Here is a 16,705-nt window from a genome sequence, read left to right on the forward strand (position 1 = left end):
CAGCCTCGACTTCGGTTCAACGAACGACGACTTAAATCTTGCTATGTGCCCGCGGCGGATGTGCAAGCGGATCTTGCGCCGAAAGCTCCGCTTCAGGTTCGACATCTTCCAGCGACTGTTGATTGGTCTCGATGCCAGCCACTGCGAGGATCAACGCAACCAGGACGTACAAACCAGAAACGGCAGTGATGACCCCACCGATCCCGTAGTGATCGAACACGTACAGGATTACGAAGGGGCTGCCGATAAGCCCGAGACGCCCGGCCGTCTGCGCGAACCCGGCCCCTCTGAAACGGTATTCGGTCGGGAACAGCTCCGGCGTTCCGCCCAGGCCAAGGATGAGGGCCACGGCCACGGCCGAGACAAGAAAGAAGCCGCAGGTAATGATGGCCACCGACGATGTCAAGAACGGATAGACGACGCACGTCGCGGCGCAAATTACCGCGGCAAGCGCGACGCCCCAACGGCGGCCAAGACGGTCGGCGATGAAGGTACAGAGAAGCGGCCCCGCGACCCATCCACCCATCATCGCGGCATTGAAGCCCAGCGAGTGCGTGACGCTCATGCCCTGCTTGACAAAGAAAGTCGGCATCCAGCCCGAAATCGTGTAAGAGCCGAACAGTACGATGACGTTGACGGCAACCGCCACCAGCGTCCGCCGAATGACCGGGCGGCTGAAGAGCACCGACACATTCACATGGCGAGGCTCGGTCGAGCTGGTTCGCGCGGGTTGTACAGCAGGTTCCGTCACGCCGGCTTCCGCTTCGATACGTTTCAAGATCGCGTCTGCCTCGGCGCCACGCCCGACCCGCTCGAGCCACCGCGGCGATTCCGGCAGGTGACGGCGCAGATACCAGAGCCAGAGCGTACCCACCCCGCCGATCACGAACATTGCGCGCCAGCCGAGCGTCGGAATCGTGACCATCCCGACCACCGAGGTAATGAACACGCCAGCGCCAGTGATGATGCCAAGCAGGCCGAGGTATCGGCCTCGCTGCTGCGGCGGTACAAACTCAATGATGAGGCCATATCCCATTACATACTCGGCGCCCATCCCGATGCCCATGATGAAGCGCATCACGATGAGCCAGTGCATCGAGGGTGCAAAGGCAGATGCCAGCGCCATCACGCCAAAGATGGCAAGGTTGAATTGATAGGCGAACAACCGCCCGAACCTGTCGCTCAGCCAGCCCGACAGTGCGGCGCCGATCATCAGCCCCAGAAACGTGGCGGACATGAACAGCGAATTGAGTTCCAGTGTGGACCACTGGCTATGCAGCATGGCGGCTAGCACCGAGCCCGACAACGTGTTGTCGAACGAGTCGAAAAACATGCCCATGCCGACCAGCCAGAGCACGCGGCGGTGGAAAGGTCCGATCGGCAGGCGATCCAGTCTCGCGCCTGCGTTTACACGGTTCATCATGATGGGTAACACTCCTGAAATATCCAACGAACGACTGCGGTGAAATCCCGGCAGTCGCCAGGCAAATTCATTTGACGCTGTCGGGTCAACGAGTCTGCGCAGTCAATGCCGCTCCGAATCGCTCGTACTCGCACGGATCGAAGAACCGTTCGCTCGCGGTATATCGCCTTTGCGTCGGAATGGAGATCGGAAAATCGATCTCGGTCGCACGGCGGAAACTCAATTCGAGCTTGATGCCGTTCGGATCGTGAACGAACAGTTGCCAGATCGGTCCGTCATCCAGGTTTTGCTCTTTGAAGGTCAGGCTCAGGCGCTCGAAGTGGACCCGATACCATCCGAGTCCGTCCGCCTGGAACGCAATATGATCGACCGTTCCACGCGCATTGTCTGTCGAGACTTGCCCGCACTCATCGGCAGCGGCTCGCCCGCCATAGACGTGCAGCACCGCGGTTTCGCGGGCGCCCGGCGCAGCGAGCCACGCGCCCGTGGAAGTCAGGCTCCCCGGCCTCGGTACCGGGACGAACCCCAATGCATCGCGGTAAAAGGCGACTGTCGTGTCCAGGTCTATCGCCCGGATCGCAACGTGGCCTATGTTCCCTATCGTCATGATCTGTCTCCGTCCTGCTGCATCTCCGGCTCGAGCCGGCATCCTCTGTCGGAGCGGGCTGCAGTCGCCCGCTCCGGAATCACCACGCACAACTCCGAACGACAGCTGTCCTTCGCACAGGTTCAGAACTTGTGCACCAACCCGACAACGACGCCCACCATGCTGCGAGACGACGACGGCGTGGCGTTGTAGGTATCGCCGATCGTCGCGGTCGCATTGATAATGCTGCCGGCACCGGTCGTCCCGAGTGTCTTTCCGCCGGCTCGAGCGTAGGCCTCCAACGCATAGAGATTCGTTCTCTTCGACAACGCGTAGAACTCGCCAAGCGTGAATTGCTGGTACCGGGCACTGTCCGAGATGCCGTTCGCCTTCGTGGCGCGCGTATAGCTATAGCCGGCGGCCAGGTCCCACACCGTCGCGGGCTTCCAATGAACTGCGACACCGCCGGTGTTGAAGATTTGCGTGTTGTGGAATGCGGAACCCGAACCCGGGATATATTGAACATTCGTATAAGTGCCTCGAATGTCCAGCGTCGACGTGATCGCATAGCTCGCGCCGACGGCGAAACGTTGCTGCCCCTGCGCCGTCTGATAGCCGTTCGTCACGGCCGACACGCCGGCTTGCGCCCCCGCGTTCGAGGTCGTCGAGCTCGCGCCAAACGGCCCGCCGCCCAGCGTCGCGTTGTCGATTCTCGATACCCCGACGCCTACGCCGAAGGGGCCGCGGTCGTAGCGTGCGGCCACACTCCAGCTCGCGCCACGATTGACACTACCCGGCACGCCACCGAACGAATACGAACCGCTCACGGTGAATCCGTAGAGCATCGGCGACGTATAAAGAATCGTATTGTTGGTCCGGTAAACGGTATCGAGACCGTCGACGTCGCCGGAATGCGCGCCAAAGCCCGTAAGCGGAACTGTCGGACCGAATCCGTACATGATCTGGTAATAAGACATGTACTGTCGGCCGGCGGTGAGAGTACCGTAGCTCGGATTGGTCATCCCGACGAATGCCTGCCGGTTGAAAATCAGTCCATCGGTCGTTTCCGCGCCATTCAGCGTATTGAAACCGGCTTCGAGGGTAAAGATGGCCTTGGTCCCGCCGCCGAGATCCTCGGAACCTTTGAGACCGAAACGGCTTCCGTAGGCGACGCCCGTGATCATTTTCACGACGGAATGACCACCGGCATTCGAACCGAGCGTCGATTGATTGGACGCGTAGGCGAAGCCGTTGTCGATGATGCCGTACAGCGTAACACTGCTTTGGGCGAACGCGGGTGCGCTCGCGAGTGCGGCGATACCGACAATCGCCAGTTTGCTCTCCATACCTGCTCTCCTCACCATGACTCTCCTTTTATGACGTCACGTTAGTACGACTTATTTTTATGATTTGCCGCTGAACCACTCGATTCGATTGATTGCCCTGCCGATTCTGGTTTCACGTAGCGCCGAGTCACTTCCCTCGGCAGGGGCAATCCTAAGTAACATCATGAAGCGCGGTCCGTTTGGCGCGCCCCAAGCCCGGCGCCTGTTATGCGTCGAACCCGAGCATCGCCTTGACTTCGAGATACTCTTCGATACCGAATACCCCCATCTCGCGGCCATTTCCGGACCGCTTGTACCCCCCCATCGGAGCAGCCGGATTGCTTGCGACACCGTTGAAAAACACGCGTCCCGCCCGGATTCGGGAGCCGATCGCACGCCCTCGCTCCTTGCTGGCACTGAACACATATCCGCCGAGGCCATACTCCGTTCCGTTCGCGATCTCGATCGCCTCATCGTCACTGGAATAGGTCATGACGACGAGAACCGGACCGAAAATTTCCTCCTGGGCGATCCGCATCTCCGGCTTCACATCGGCGAAGACAGTCGGTTTGATGAAGTACCCGCTCGAGAGCCCTGCGGGAAGCCCCGGACCACCCGTGACCAGCGTGGCGCCTTCCTCGAGTCCGATCCGGATATAGTTTTGAATTCGTTCGTACTGGCTTCGGTTCACCACCGGCCCCATCGTCACCGATTCGTCCAGCGGATTTCCGACACGCACCTTGCCGGCCTCGACCCGCAGCATTTCGAGGAACGTATCGCGCTGTCGCTCATGGACCAGAATGCGAGTCGGCGCGTGACAAGACTGCCCCGAATTGGTAAATGCACGCGTGATGTTCCATTCGGCCGCTGTCCGAAGATCCGCATCGTCCAGAACGATGTTTGCCGACTTGCCGCCAAGCTCCTGGCACACTCGCTTGACGGACGGTGCGGCCGCCTCCGCGACCAGGATGCCAGCGCGCGTCGAGCCGGTGAACGACACGAGATCAACGTCCATGTGACGGCTCAGTGCATTACCGACCACCGGCCCGTTACCGTTGACCAGGTTGAAGACGCCCTTCGGCACCCCGGCCTCGTCCAGGATCTCGGTCAGCAGGATCGCCGACACCGGAGTGAATTCGCTGGGTTTCAGGATCGTCGTGCAACCGGCCGCAAGCGCATAGGCGAGCTTCGTTGCAATCAACTGGATTGGCCAGTTCCACGCGGTGATGAGCGCGCATACGCCGATCGGTTCGCGGCGCACGAGGTTGCCGTCGAGTCGGGTTTCGAACGCGTAGTCGCGCAGCGTCGCAACCGCCTGCTTGAACGACGCAAGCGCAGCCGTCGTGTGGATTTTCTGGCTGACAGGGGTACCGAGTTCCTCGGTGACCGCTGCAGCGAGTTCAGCCTCCCGCGCAGAAAACCGCTCGATGATACGGGCGAGCAACGCGAGCCGCGCTTCTTTCGTCGTCGCGCTGAATGACGGGAATGCGGCTCGTGCCGCTCGAACTGCGCGTTCCACGTCTTCGGTCCCGCCCAATGCGACAGTCGCAAAAGGCCGTTCCGTCGCCGGATTGATCAGCGTCCACGTCTCGCTGACTGTCGGCTCGACCCATTGCCCGTCGATATAAATCTTGTCGTACGATCGCACTTCAACTCCTTGGCTGTTTGACGGCGCCGGTCATGCACCGGCGCCCCTGAATCACGACGCCTCGATGATCCGGATATCGCGCTCGGCACCGTCCGCGAGCGCCTTCAATGCAGCTTGATACTCGGGGCTGTCGTGCGTCGCGATCGCCTGCGCGATGCTGTCGAACTCGATGAGGACCGTGCGCTCAGCGACGCCCTGCTCGTACACCTGCGCCGGGACCCCGCGTGCGATGAATCGGCCACCACCGCCCTGAATGGCCGGGCCGGCAAGTTTGCCGTATGCCGCGAGCGCATCGCTGTTCTTGATCGCCCGATATGCTGCAATCCAATATGCCTTTGCCATGCTTCCTCCAGTTTTCACCGTGCAATTCGCACGGAACGGTTGAAAATCGACCTCGCACATCCCGTGCGATGATCAGTGGGTTAATGAATTGGGGATCGGTCAGAAACGCAGGCGACGCGCCTTGTCCGCTGCCGCACCATACAGAAACGAGAGATCGGTCCCGCTCGAAATGTAGCGGGCGCCGAGCGCCACCAGTTCACGAACGAACTCGGGATTTCCGCCGAGACCGCCTACGCCCAGATGCTTGCCATGCTTTCTGCAGGCATCGAGGCATCGACGATAGGCATCCTTGATCAGTTCGTGCTGCAATTGCCCGGTTATTCCCAGCGACGCACACAAATCGTTCGTGCCGACAAACAGCATGTCCACGCCCTCGACTGCGGCAATCGCGTCTACCTGATCGAGTGCCTGCCCGGTCTCGATCATGACCACCACCATCGTCGCGTCGTTCATCGCCGCAAAGAGCTGATCTGCCGGCATACTTCTAAAGCCTACGTGCGGTAGCCCGCCAGTGAACGAGCGCGTTCCGGTGGGAGGGTACTTGGCGGCCTGGACCACCGCCGCCGCTTCGTCCGCCGACTGTACGTGCGGCGCGATCACGCCGAGCGCACCGCCATCGAGCACGCGAGTGATATCGTCAGTCGCGCCCGCTGGAACCCGAACGAACGGCGTGATCCCCTGCCCCAGCGCTGCCATGCAAATTTGAGACGTCGTTTCGACGGAGAAGCTGCTGTGCTCGAGGTCAATATAAATCGAGTCAAATCCGGCGGTTTTCGCAATGACGGCTATCTCAGCCGTTCGCACCAGCCTGGCCGTCATGGACAGAACAACCTCGTCTTTTGCGAGCTTATTCTTTACACGATTGAGGATGACTCCCCCTTCGCTCTCCTCCATCAAAATCTCCATTTATCTAAGAAATATTTGTCACTCATATGCCGGAAAAACATACAAGCACCAAAATCGCGATTTGATGATCTACCGCAGCCAAAACCATGTCAAGGAAGGTGCTGTGGAGCTATAACCTCAGGATATATCCGGCCCTCCCCTAATCTGGATCAATGCGCAGATCCCCCTCTAGACTGCACTTACGCAGCAGGAATGTGGTTTTATCTCGTGCAGATTTAAAGGAGCGACACGTGAAAGTAGCTGAAGCGGCGAAGGCTGAATCGGGAGTGGTAGGCAGCATGCGCGAAGGCGTGCTGGCGCAGAAGATCCTGTTGACGGGGGACGACGACACCCCGAACAACTACGTCCTCAACCTGGGCCGGACCGGCTCCGGTGGCTGGCAGGCGCCGCGCCACCGCCACAACTTCGACCAGATCCGGTACGTGATCAAGGGTACGTTCCCGTATGCAAAGGACAAGACGCTGCCGGAAGGATGGGTCGGCTATTTCCCCGAGAGCGTCTACTACGGCCCGCAGGATCGCCCGGAAGGCCTCGAAATGGTGGTCTGTCAGTTCGGCGGCGCCAGCGGCAACGGTTATATCAGCGTGGAGCGCCGCGAGGCGGCAAACGAAGTCCTGAAACGGAAAGGCGAATTCAAGGACGGCGTATTTACTTATTACGACGAGAATAACAAGAAGCATAATCAGGACGGGTTTGAAGCATGCTACGAGCAAATTACCGGCAATAAGCTGGTTTACGCCCCGCCGCGTTATCAGGACTTGATCCTGATGAACCCCGAAAACTACGCGTGGGTCACGGATTCCGAGCCGGGCGTTTCGGTGAAATGGCTCGGCTCTTTTACCGAAAGAAATATGCGAATCGGTTTTGTGCGTATCGAGCCGAATGCCGAATTCTCGGCTGGCATGCAGGACGCAACGGAACTGCTCTACCTGAGCAAAGGTCGCGTGTCCCTGAACGGTCGGGAATTCGGCCCGGAGTCCGCCTTCGAGTTCGGGGCCAACGAGGGCCCGATCAAGATCTCCGCCACGGAAGCGACGGAACTTCTCCGGATCGTTCTCCCGAAGTTCTGACCGAACAGACTCACAAGCAATCGAATCATCTAAGGAATATCGAATGAAGCTCGCCCGTATTTTGTTTGAATCCACCGAACGGCTTGGCGTGGTCGACGTGGAGAAATCCCGTGTCCGGCTGCTGGATCCCTCCCTGCGCGACATGGCGGACCTCATCGAACGCCATACCGCCTCCGGCGATATCGGCGGCGACGCGGAGCCCATCCCGCTCGATCGTGTGAAGTTGCTGGCGCCGATCGTTCCCCGCCGAAACGTTTTCTGTGTCGGCAAGAACTATCGCGAACACGCAAAGGAGTTCGCGGGTAGCGGCTACGAAGCCGGCGCCGTTAAAGGTGCTGAAATCGACGAGTATCCCGCTGTCTTCAGCAAGCCGCCGTCGACGATCGTCGCGGATGGCGACGATGTGCTGCTCCATTCCCACGTCACGACGTCGGTCGATTACGAGGCCGAACTCGCGGTCGTGATCGGCAAAGGCGGACGCGATATCCGCGCGGAAAACGCACTCGAACACGTGTGGGGCTATACGATCATCAACGACGTGACCGCACGCGATCGTCAGCGGCAACACAAGCAGTGGTTCCTCGGCAAGTCCCTCGATACCTTCTGCCCGATGGGTCCGTGGATCACCACCGCTGACGAGCTGCAATCCGACAACCTGAACGTGCAGTGCTGGGTCAACGGCGAACTCCGTCAGAACGCGAATACCCGCGACCTGATTTTCGGCATCCCGACCCTGATCGCGACGCTGTCCGCCGGCCTGGAACTGCGACCGGGCGATGTCATCGCGACGGGAACGCCGGCCGGCGTCGGCATCGGGTTCGCCCCGCCACGCTTCTTGAAGTCCGGCGACGAGGTCAGGATCACCATCGAGGGTATCGGTACTCTGACAAACCGCTTCCGGTAATGTACCGTAGCGTACAAATGGGTCTGGTTCGGCCGGATCCGGGACGACGGTCAAGCCCGGATCCGAGCTACGCGGGGCGCAGGAATGCGTTCCGCTCGACCCTCCTGTGTACGCATACTGGTCAGAGTGATGCCATGACAACAGCCGCGATTCCGGAACCCGCCAAACTTCAGTCCCGCAATACTCCGGTTCACGGAGAAGGCGGTACGATCCCTGGCCTGGCCATGGATCCACGAAAGCTGCTGTACATGGTCACCGCGATCGAACAGGGAAGTCTCTCGAAGGCAGCAAAGAAGCTGTCCATTTCGCAGCCGGCATTGACGAAATCGATGGATCGCCTCGAGAGCGACCTGGGCATGCGGTTGCTGGAGCGAACACCGACCGGGATCGTTCCGACCGCGCTTGGCGAACTGCTCTACTCGCACGCCAAGCATATTCGCGACGAGATCGACCTCGCGGAGACGCGTTTGCAAGCCGACACCGGCGCAACCAACGTGATCACGCTCGGTACCCTCCCGAGCCTGGCAAGCCGGATCCTGCCGCTGGCCGTCGCCCGTTGGCGAGAACAGGTTCCGAACGTACTTTTGCGCGTAGTCGAGAAGGTACAGGTCGAGCTGCTGCTCGGGTTGCTCCGCCGGGAATTCGATTTCGTGATCGGCCAGACGGAGTTCTTCGACATTTTTCCGGAAGGCCTCAAGCAGCGGGTGCTGTTCCGCGACAGGCTCTGCGTGTTCGCACGCCCGGATCATTACCTCTTCGGGCTCCAGGCATTGTCGTGGGCAGATCTCGCGCAGTTTCCGTGGGTATGCCCGATGGTCGGCTGGCAGCAACGCGCAGCGCTCGAGCAACTGGTCGCCGCCGAAGGTGTACCGCCGCCAAAGCAATTGATCGAAAGCGGTTCGATCGAGTTCACGAAGACCTTGATCGCGGAAAGCAATCATCTGGCGCTGCTGCCGGCTCACTCCGCGATGCCTGACGTCCGGGCCGGCTACATCAAGGCACTGCCGATTACGATTCCCGCGCTCAAGCGGAACATTGCCGTGATCTTTCGAGAAAGCGCCCCGATCAACGATGTGCATCGCAACTTCATCGCACATCTCGAGAAAGCAGGAAAAGAGCTATGTGAGGGCCAGGATGCTCTGTAGTCCGGAGAGCGATTCTTTTTCTCATATTTTCAGCAACGGACCGTCGGACAACCGATGCAGGAGCAGTAAAAGCAACAGCAGCATGCCCGGTCCGCGACTGCACGCGGTGAAGTGCAGCCGCCCCAACGAACAGCTTGCTATCACGAATGCCACGCCGCCAGATAAAGGTGAGCGTCGAGCAACTCGGATTGGCTCGAAAAGACTAGAGGTAGAACATGATGAAAATTGGATACGTTGGCCTCGGCGCGCTCGGCGGTCAGCTCGCTCGCCGCTTCATTGGCTCGGCGGAACTCTGGGTATGGGACATCAGCGAACACGCACGTACGTCGTTTGCGCACGAACAAAACGTTCATGTCGCCTCATCTGCGGCCGATCTTGCTCAACAATGCGAAATTATTTTCGTGTGCTTGCCGCGGAGTTCCAACGTCAGGGACATGGTGTTCGGCGAGAACGGTCTTTCGGCAGGGCTGTCTCCGGGAACGATGATCATCGACCAGACGAGTGGTGCGCCGGAAGAGACGAGGCAGATCGCCAAGGAGCTTCTCAAGTGCGATGTGACCCTGATCGACGCGGCCGTCTCGGCAAGCCCGCACATCGTCGCATCGGGCGGAGCCACGCTGATGGTTGCGGGCTCCGATGAAGCATTCGAGCGCGCGTTGCCGGCGCTTCGCATCATCACTGAAACGATCTATCGTTGCGGAACGCGCGTGGGCGATGGTCAGGCGATGAAGATCGTGAACAACGCGATGAACGCGGCGTGCCGGCTCGGGACACTCGAAGTTGCCGTGCTCGGCAGGAAAGCCGGCGTTTCGCTGGCCGACATGGCGCCCTTTCTGAATCGTGGCCAAGCCCGGAATCAAACTACGGACAAGATGCTGCCCGCGCTTGTCGAAGGCAAGACCTCGACAAACTTCGCGCTGGCGTTGATGCTGAAGGACGTCAGCCAGGCCGTATCGCTCGGCATGACACTGGGCGTACCGATGCACGTGACCAACCTGGTGCGCGGCCTCCTGCAAATCGGCGTGAACACGCTCGATAGCTCGGCGCGACTGGAAGACATGGTCAGCGTGATCGAGACGCTCGCGGGTACCAAGCTGGCAGCCCCCGTCGAGCCCTCCCGGACGGACGCCGCTGTCGAGAAAGCGTCGCAAGCACCGCATCTGACCGAAGCCGATCAGTATCGAGTCGAGGAACTGCTCGAGCGCACCATTGCGGCGTTATGCCTCCACACCACCTACGAATGCGCGATGGCAGGGATCCGATACGGCCTGTCGATGCAGGCGATCTCCAACGTGGTGAACAAGAGTTCGGGCTGGAGCGAGCACTCCCGCTCGCTCCTTCCCGCGCTCGCCAACGGCAACGTGCCCGACGGACTCGATATCGCACACACGGTACGCGATTTGAATCAGGCGTGCTCTCTCGCCATTCGGGTCGGCACGCCGTTGTTGATTGCGAACTCGGTACGTAGTGTCTGGGAGCAGGCACTCAATCAGGTTGACGCGGCGCGAGTATCCTCCGATCCGACCGGGTTCTACCGGGCAATGTCGGGCGTTCGCAAAGAATAGGCATCTCTACCTTGCAACAGGAAATGAAGGCCCGAATGGTGTCCGACCGTTGATTTCCGCAGAGGTAAAACAGACCAAAGTCGGTGTGTTGTGTGGATCAATAGTGAGATGAACAAATCCGGCTCCGGCTCGATCGGTAGATCGAGCCGATTTTTTCCGCGCCCGGCGCACGGGAACGGTCTCGGCACCGGGCTACCCGGCTGGTCGATAACAAGCAATATAGGCCCTCATCAATTTTTGGTCTGGCAACTTGCCTTACTCGTGTCCGAATGCTCCACGTCGGCCATAACAAGCCACTCATGATATGACTTTAGCGATTGGGATTCCTCTGGAGACAGCCACTCAGGAGCGGCGCGTTGCGACCGTGCCCGAGGTGGTCGAGAAACTGATCAAGCTGGGTTTTACGGTGGCCGTCCAAAGCGGCGCCGGAGCCGCCGCGAACTTTGACGACGACACGTATCGCGCGGCCGGCGCGAACATTGCCGCCACGGCGGCCGAGCTCTGGTCCGGCAGCGACATCGTGTTCAAGGTGCGCCCGCCGAGCGCTGACGAAGTCGCGCTGATGCGCGAGGGCGGCACGCTGATCGGTTTCGTGTGGCCGGCGCAGAACCCCGAACTGATGCAGCAGCTGGCCGCCAGGCGCGCCACGGTGCTGGCGATCGATTCGCTGCCGCGCACGCTGTCGCGCGCGCAGAAGATGGACGCCCTCACGTCGATGGCCGGCATCAGTGGCTACCGCGCGGTGATCGAGGCGGCCCACGCGTTCGGTCGCTTCCTGAACGGCCAGGTCACCGCGGCCGGCAAGGTCCCGCCGGCCAAGGTCTTCATCGCCGGCGCCGGTGTGGCCGGTCTGGCCGCGATCGGCACGGCCGCCAGTCTCGGCGCGATCGTGCGCGCCAACGACACGCGCGCCGAGGTGGCCGACCAGGTCAAGTCGCTGGGCGGCGAGTTCGTCAAGGTCGACTACGAAGAGGAAGGCTCGGGCGGCGGCGGCTACGCGAAGGTGATGAGCGAAGGCTTCCAGCAAGCGCAGCGCGCGATGTATGCGCAACAGGCCCAGGATGCCGACATCATCATCACCACCGCGCTGATCCCCGGCAAGCCCGCACCGAAGCTCATCACCGCCGAGATGGTGCAGTCGATGAAGCCCGGCAGCGTGATCGTCGACATGGCCGCCGAACAGGGCGGCAACTGCGAACTCACGGTGCCCGGCGAGGCCGTGGTGCGCCACGGCGTGACCATCGTCGGCTACACGGATCTCGCGTCGCGCCTGTCGCGGCAGTCGTCCACGCTGTATGCGACCAACCTGCTGCGCGTGGTCGAAGAGCTGTGCAAGAACAAGGACGGCACGATCAACGTCGACTTCGACGACGACGCGATCCGCGGCCTCACCGTGATCAAGGAAGGCAACGTGACCTGGCCGCCGCCGCCGGTCAAGCAGGCGGCCGTCGCACCCAAGCCCCAAGCGGCCGCGCCCGCAGCAGCAGCCGCGCCCGCGAAGTCGAAAGGCCATGGCCACAGCGGCGAGCCGATGTCGGCCAAGGCGCTGGCCATCGTATTCGCGATCGGCGCGCTGGCCTTCCTGCTGGTCGGCCAGTACGCCCCGTCCAGCTTCCTGTCGCACTTCACGGTGTTCGTGCTCGCGTGCTTCGTCGGCTACATGGTGATCTGGAACGTCACGCCGTCGCTGCACACGCCGCTGATGAGCGTGACCAACGCGATCTCGTCGATCATCGCGATCGGCGCGCTCGTGCAGGTCGCGCCGCCGCTGGGCGAGCTGGCCAACGCCGGCGACCGTCCGTCCGGGCTGATCCTGGGCCTGGCGGTGGGCGCGCTCGCGCTCACGGCCGTCAACATGTTCGGCGGCTTCGCGGTGACGCGGCGCATGCTGGCGATGTTCCGCAAATAAGGGGACGACAACAATGACTTCCAACCTGACTACCGTCTCCTATATCGGCGCCGCGATCCTGTTCATCCTCAGCCTCGGCGGGCTGGCCAACCCTGAGACCGCACGCCGCGGCAACCTGCTCGGCATGATCGGCATGCTGATCGCCGTGCTGGCCACCGTGCTCGGTCCGCGCGTGTCGGGCGCGGGCATTCCGTACGTGATCGCCGCGCTCGTCGTCGGCGGCGCCGTCGGCCTGTACGCCGCGAAGAAAGTGCAGATGACGCAGATGCCGGAACTGGTCGCGCTGATGCACAGCCTGGTCGGTCTCGCGGCCTGCCTGGTCGGCTTCGCGAGCTATATCGACACGTCGCTGCAGTTCACCGGTGCCGAGAAGTCCATCCATGAAGTGGAGATCTACGTCGGCATCCTGATCGGCGCCATTACCTTCGCGGGCTCGATCATCGCGTTCGGCAAGCTGTCGGGCAAGATCGGCGGCAAGCCGCTACTGCTGCCGGCACGGCACTGGATGAACCTGGCTGCGCTGCTGATCGTGATCTACTACGGCCGCGCGTTCCTGCATGCGGAAAGCATCCAGGACGGCATGCTGCCGCTCGTCGTGATGACGGTGATCTCCCTGCTGTTCGGCGTGCACATGGTGATGGCGATCGGCGGCGCGGACATGCCGGTCGTGGTGTCGATGCTCAACAGCTACTCGGGGTGGGCCGCGGCGGCCACCGGCTTCATGCTCGGCAACGACCTGCTGATCGTGATCGGCGCGCTGGTCGGCTCGTCGGGTGCGATCCTGTCGTACATCATGTGCCGCGCGATGAACCGCAACTTCATCAGCGTGATCGCCGGCGGCTTCGGCAGCGGCGCGGGCGCACCGGCCGCAGCGAGCGGTGGTGCGCAGCCGGCCGGCGAGGCGGTGGCGGTGAGCGCCATGGAAACGGCCGAACTGCTGCGCGAAGCGAAGCGCGTGATCATCGTACCCGGCTATGGGATGGCGGTGGCACAGGCCCAGCACACGGTGTTCGAACTGACGAAGCTGCTGCGCGAGAAGGGTGTCGACGTGCGTTTCGCGATTCACCCGGTCGCGGGCCGCATGCCGGGGCACATGAACGTGCTGCTGGCCGAAGCGAAAGTGCCGTACGACATCGTGCTGGAAATGGACGAGATCAACGGCGACTTCCCGGAGGCCGACGTGTCGATGGTGATCGGCGCGAACGACATCGTGAATCCGGCGGCGCAGGACGACCCGTCGAGCCCGATCGCCGGCATGCCGGTGCTGGAAGTGTGGAAGGCGAAGACGTCGATCGTGATGAAGCGCAGCATGGCCTCCGGCTATGCGGGCGTCGACAATCCGCTGTTCTACAAGGACAACAACCGCATGTTGTTCGGTGATGCGAAGTCGATGCTCACTGAAATCTTCGGCGCGCTGAAAGCCTGAGTACCGCCACGCGCCTGGAGCGGGCCGCACGCCGCTCCAGGCGCGCAACCTCGATCTCCCTGCACGGATGTCGGGACGAACGCATCGTCGTCGCCCGACATCCCGTTCCTTCCCCGGTGGTTGCCGGCCACCGTCCGCAGTTCGCAGTACCTCCCCCGCGCAACGCCTCCCCGGCCGGACCAGAAATGTCTGGCGCACATTGCATGCCGATTGGCGCGCATTGCGAGTTACTCGCCATCGGAAAAGCGGCATCATGTTCAACATCTTCCGCAACGGAACCCACGATGATGAATATCGATACCGACCTGCCGGTGATGGTGACCGGCGCAACCGGTTACGTTGCGGGCTGGCTCGTGCAACGGTTGCTCGAAGCCGGCTTGACGGTACATGCGGCCGTCCGCAATCCCGACGACGCCGACAAGCTCAAGCATCTGCAGCGCATCGCGGCCGGCAAACCCGGCACGATCCGCTATTTCCGCGCCGACCTGCTGGAACCGGGCTCGTATGCGGACGCGATGGCCCGTTGCGGCACCGTGTTCCATACCGCGTCGCCGTTCACCGTCACGGTTCGTGATCCTCAGAAAGAGCTGGTCGATCCGGCGCTGCTCGGCACGCGCAACGTGCTCGAGACAGCGAACCGCACGCCGTCGGTCCAGCGTGTCGTGCTGACCAGCAGCTGCGCCGCGATCTACGGCGACAACGCCGATCTCGACACCGCGCCGAACGGCGTGTTCACCGAGGCGATCTGGAATACCAGTTCATCGCTGGCGCACCAGCCGTATTCGTTTTCGAAGACGGTTGCCGAACGCGAAGCATGGAAGATCGCCGGCGCGCAGCAGCGCTGGGATCTGGTGACCATCAATCCGTCGCTCGTGATCGGACCGGGCATCAACCCGTACGCGACCTCGGAGAGCTTCGAGATCGTCCGGCAAATGGGCAACGGTACGATGAAAATGGGCGTGCCGGATCTCGGCATGGGTGCGGTCGACGTACGCGATGTGGCCGATGCGCACGTGCGCGCCGCGTTCCTGCCTGACGCGAACGGCCGCTACATCGTGTCGGCGCACAACACGAGCCTGCCGGCGATGGCGGCAACGCTGCTCGAACGGTATGGCGCCGACTACCCGATTCCGCGGCGCATCCTGCCGAAGTGGCTCGTATGGTTGGTCGGCCCGCTGGCGAACAAGGGCGTGACGCGCGACGTCGTTGCCCACAACGTCGGACTGCCGTGGCGCGCCGACAACAGCCGCAGCCGCAACGACCTCGGGATCCGCTACCGGCCGCTCGCCGAGTCGATGAATGACTTCTTTCAGCAGCTGGTCGAAACGGGCCAGTTGCGGAGATGAACCGCTTCGCGATTTCAGCGGGCTGGCAGGTCGTGATGGCTGACCTTGGCGTCGCCACGGATGACCTGCTGCGGCGGGCGCAACTGCCCGCCGACCTCTTCGCGCGGTCGAAGTGCGAGCTGACGACCCGCGCGTATTTCGGCCTGTGGCACGCGCTGGAGGACCTGGTCGATACGCCGGCCTTGCCGCTACGCCTCCTCGATCTCGTCTCGGTCGAGGCTTTCGACCCGCCGCTGTTCGCGGCGCTGTGCAGCCCGAACCTCGACGTGGCGATCCGGCGCATCAGCCAGTTCAAGCCGCTGATCGGCCCGCTCCGGTTGCACGTGAAGCACGACGCCGACGCGCTCGTTCTCTCCATCGATTTCCTGGAGCGCGACGTGCCGCCGCCCGCGACGCTGATCGCCGCCGAACTCGGTTTCTTCGTGAAGCTGGCGCGAATCGGCACGCGCACCGGGCTGCCCGCGCGGGCGGTCACCCTGCCGCGCGATCTCACCCCGCATCATGGCTATCGAACGTTTTTCGGCGTGACGCCGCAATACGGCGACGCGCCGTCCGTGAGCGTGGCGCTGCACGATGCACGCCGCCCGTTCGTGACGGCCAACGACGCGATGTGGCAGATCTTCGAACCCGACCTGCGCCGCCGCCTCGACGCGCTGTCGGCTGAAGCCGGCATGGCCGAGCGCGTGCGCGCCGCGCTGCTGGAACTGATTCCCGGCGGCGTCGGCACGGTCGACGATGCCGCGCGCACGCTCGCCGTCAGCACGCGCACGCTGCAGCGGCGACTCGGCAACGAGGGCACCAGCTTCAAGGCGATTCTCGCGGAGGTGCGCGAGCGGCTCGCATGGCACTACCTCGGCCGCTCCGACCTGCCCTATAGCCAGATCGCTTTCCTGCTCGGCTATCAGGATTCGAATTCGTTCTTCCGCGCGTTCAACGACTGGACCGGCATGACACCCGACGCCGCGCGTTCGCGTGCGACGCATTGATGTTTCGGGGCAACGATGATGGGCGCCCGGGATGACGAACGCGGCCGCGCGCGGTTCGCACGATGATTCGCGCGACGACGGGAGCCGTCCATGGGAGCGTACGAAGGAAGCCGGTTATGGGAAC

14 protein-coding genes are annotated in these 16,705 nt (G+C 62.2%); 8 read left to right on the plus strand and 6 right to left on the minus strand.

Features of this window, described 5'->3' with window-relative positions:
• Positions 1-31 precede the first annotated feature (31 nt).
• From PI86_RS09375 to PI86_RS09400, 6 genes are all read right to left on the minus strand, one after another.
• Positions 32-1,423 carry an MFS transporter gene (locus tag PI86_RS09375; protein WP_039321232.1) on the minus strand — a complete coding sequence of 464 codons (1,392 nt, stop codon included), beginning with the start codon at positions 1,421-1,423 and terminating at the stop codon, positions 32-34.
• Between the two features lie 85 nt (positions 1,424-1,508).
• Complete coding sequence (locus tag PI86_RS09380; RefSeq protein ID WP_039321233.1) at positions 1,509-2,030, minus strand: VOC family protein; 522 nt, start codon at positions 2,028-2,030, stop codon at positions 1,509-1,511.
• A 122-nt stretch (positions 2,031-2,152) separates the two neighbouring features.
• Positions 2,153-3,355, minus strand: coding sequence for a porin (locus tag PI86_RS09385; protein WP_152608078.1), 1,203 nt, complete (start codon positions 3,353-3,355; stop codon positions 2,153-2,155).
• 205 nt (positions 3,356-3,560) lie between these two features.
• Entirely contained in the window at positions 3,561-4,982 is a 1,422-nt protein-coding gene (locus PI86_RS09390; RefSeq protein WP_039321235.1) for an aldehyde dehydrogenase family protein, read from the minus strand.
• A 51-nt stretch (positions 4,983-5,033) separates the two neighbouring features.
• On the minus strand, positions 5,034-5,324 hold the full coding sequence (locus PI86_RS09395; RefSeq protein ID WP_039321237.1) for a DUF1330 domain-containing protein: 291 nt from the start codon (positions 5,322-5,324) through the stop codon (positions 5,034-5,036).
• Between the two features lie 99 nt (positions 5,325-5,423).
• Entirely contained in the window at positions 5,424-6,218 is a 795-nt protein-coding gene (locus PI86_RS09400) for an HpcH/HpaI aldolase family protein (RefSeq protein WP_039321390.1), read from the minus strand.
• Between the two features lie 242 nt (positions 6,219-6,460).
• Between PI86_RS09400 and PI86_RS09405 the strand changes: the two genes are divergently transcribed.
• The 8 genes from PI86_RS09405 (at position 6,461) to PI86_RS09440 (ending at position 16,581) form a co-directional block, all read left to right on the plus strand.
• A complete protein-coding gene (locus tag PI86_RS09405) occupies positions 6,461-7,300 on the plus strand; it encodes a hypothetical protein (protein WP_039321239.1) in 840 nt (279 codons plus the stop codon).
• 43 nt (positions 7,301-7,343) lie between these two features.
• Positions 7,344-8,204: a fumarylacetoacetate hydrolase family protein gene (locus PI86_RS09410; protein WP_039321241.1), complete on the plus strand. Its 861-nt coding sequence runs from the start codon at positions 7,344-7,346 to the stop codon at positions 8,202-8,204.
• A 134-nt stretch (positions 8,205-8,338) separates the two neighbouring features.
• Positions 8,339-9,349 carry a LysR family transcriptional regulator gene (locus tag PI86_RS09415; protein ID WP_161792361.1) on the plus strand — a complete coding sequence of 337 codons (1,011 nt, stop codon included), beginning with the start codon at positions 8,339-8,341 and terminating at the stop codon, positions 9,347-9,349.
• Between the two features lie 215 nt (positions 9,350-9,564).
• Complete coding sequence (locus tag PI86_RS09420; RefSeq protein WP_235362725.1) at positions 9,565-10,914, plus strand: NAD-binding protein; 1,350 nt, start codon at positions 9,565-9,567, stop codon at positions 10,912-10,914.
• A 304-nt stretch (positions 10,915-11,218) separates the two neighbouring features.
• Positions 11,219-12,823 (plus strand): Re/Si-specific NAD(P)(+) transhydrogenase subunit alpha, encoded by a 1,605-nt coding sequence (locus PI86_RS09425; RefSeq protein ID WP_039321245.1) that lies wholly within the window; start codon positions 11,219-11,221, stop codon positions 12,821-12,823.
• 13 nt (positions 12,824-12,836) lie between these two features.
• Entirely contained in the window at positions 12,837-14,249 is a 1,413-nt protein-coding gene (gene pntB / locus PI86_RS09430; RefSeq protein ID WP_039321247.1) for a Re/Si-specific NAD(P)(+) transhydrogenase subunit beta, read from the plus strand.
• Positions 14,250-14,536: 287 nt separating this feature from the next.
• The gene (locus PI86_RS09435; protein ID WP_200885193.1) at positions 14,537-15,595 is read left to right on the plus strand and encodes an NAD-dependent epimerase/dehydratase family protein; all 1,059 of its coding nucleotides are present in this window, start codon (positions 14,537-14,539) and stop codon (positions 15,593-15,595) included.
• Positions 15,592-16,581, plus strand: coding sequence for an AraC family transcriptional regulator (locus tag PI86_RS09440; RefSeq protein ID WP_039321252.1), 990 nt, complete (start codon positions 15,592-15,594; stop codon positions 16,579-16,581). Before PI86_RS09435 ends, PI86_RS09440 begins: the two co-directional genes overlap by 4 nt.
• Positions 16,582-16,705 lie beyond the last annotated feature (124 nt).

This window comes from Burkholderia sp. A9 (assembly GCF_000801975.1).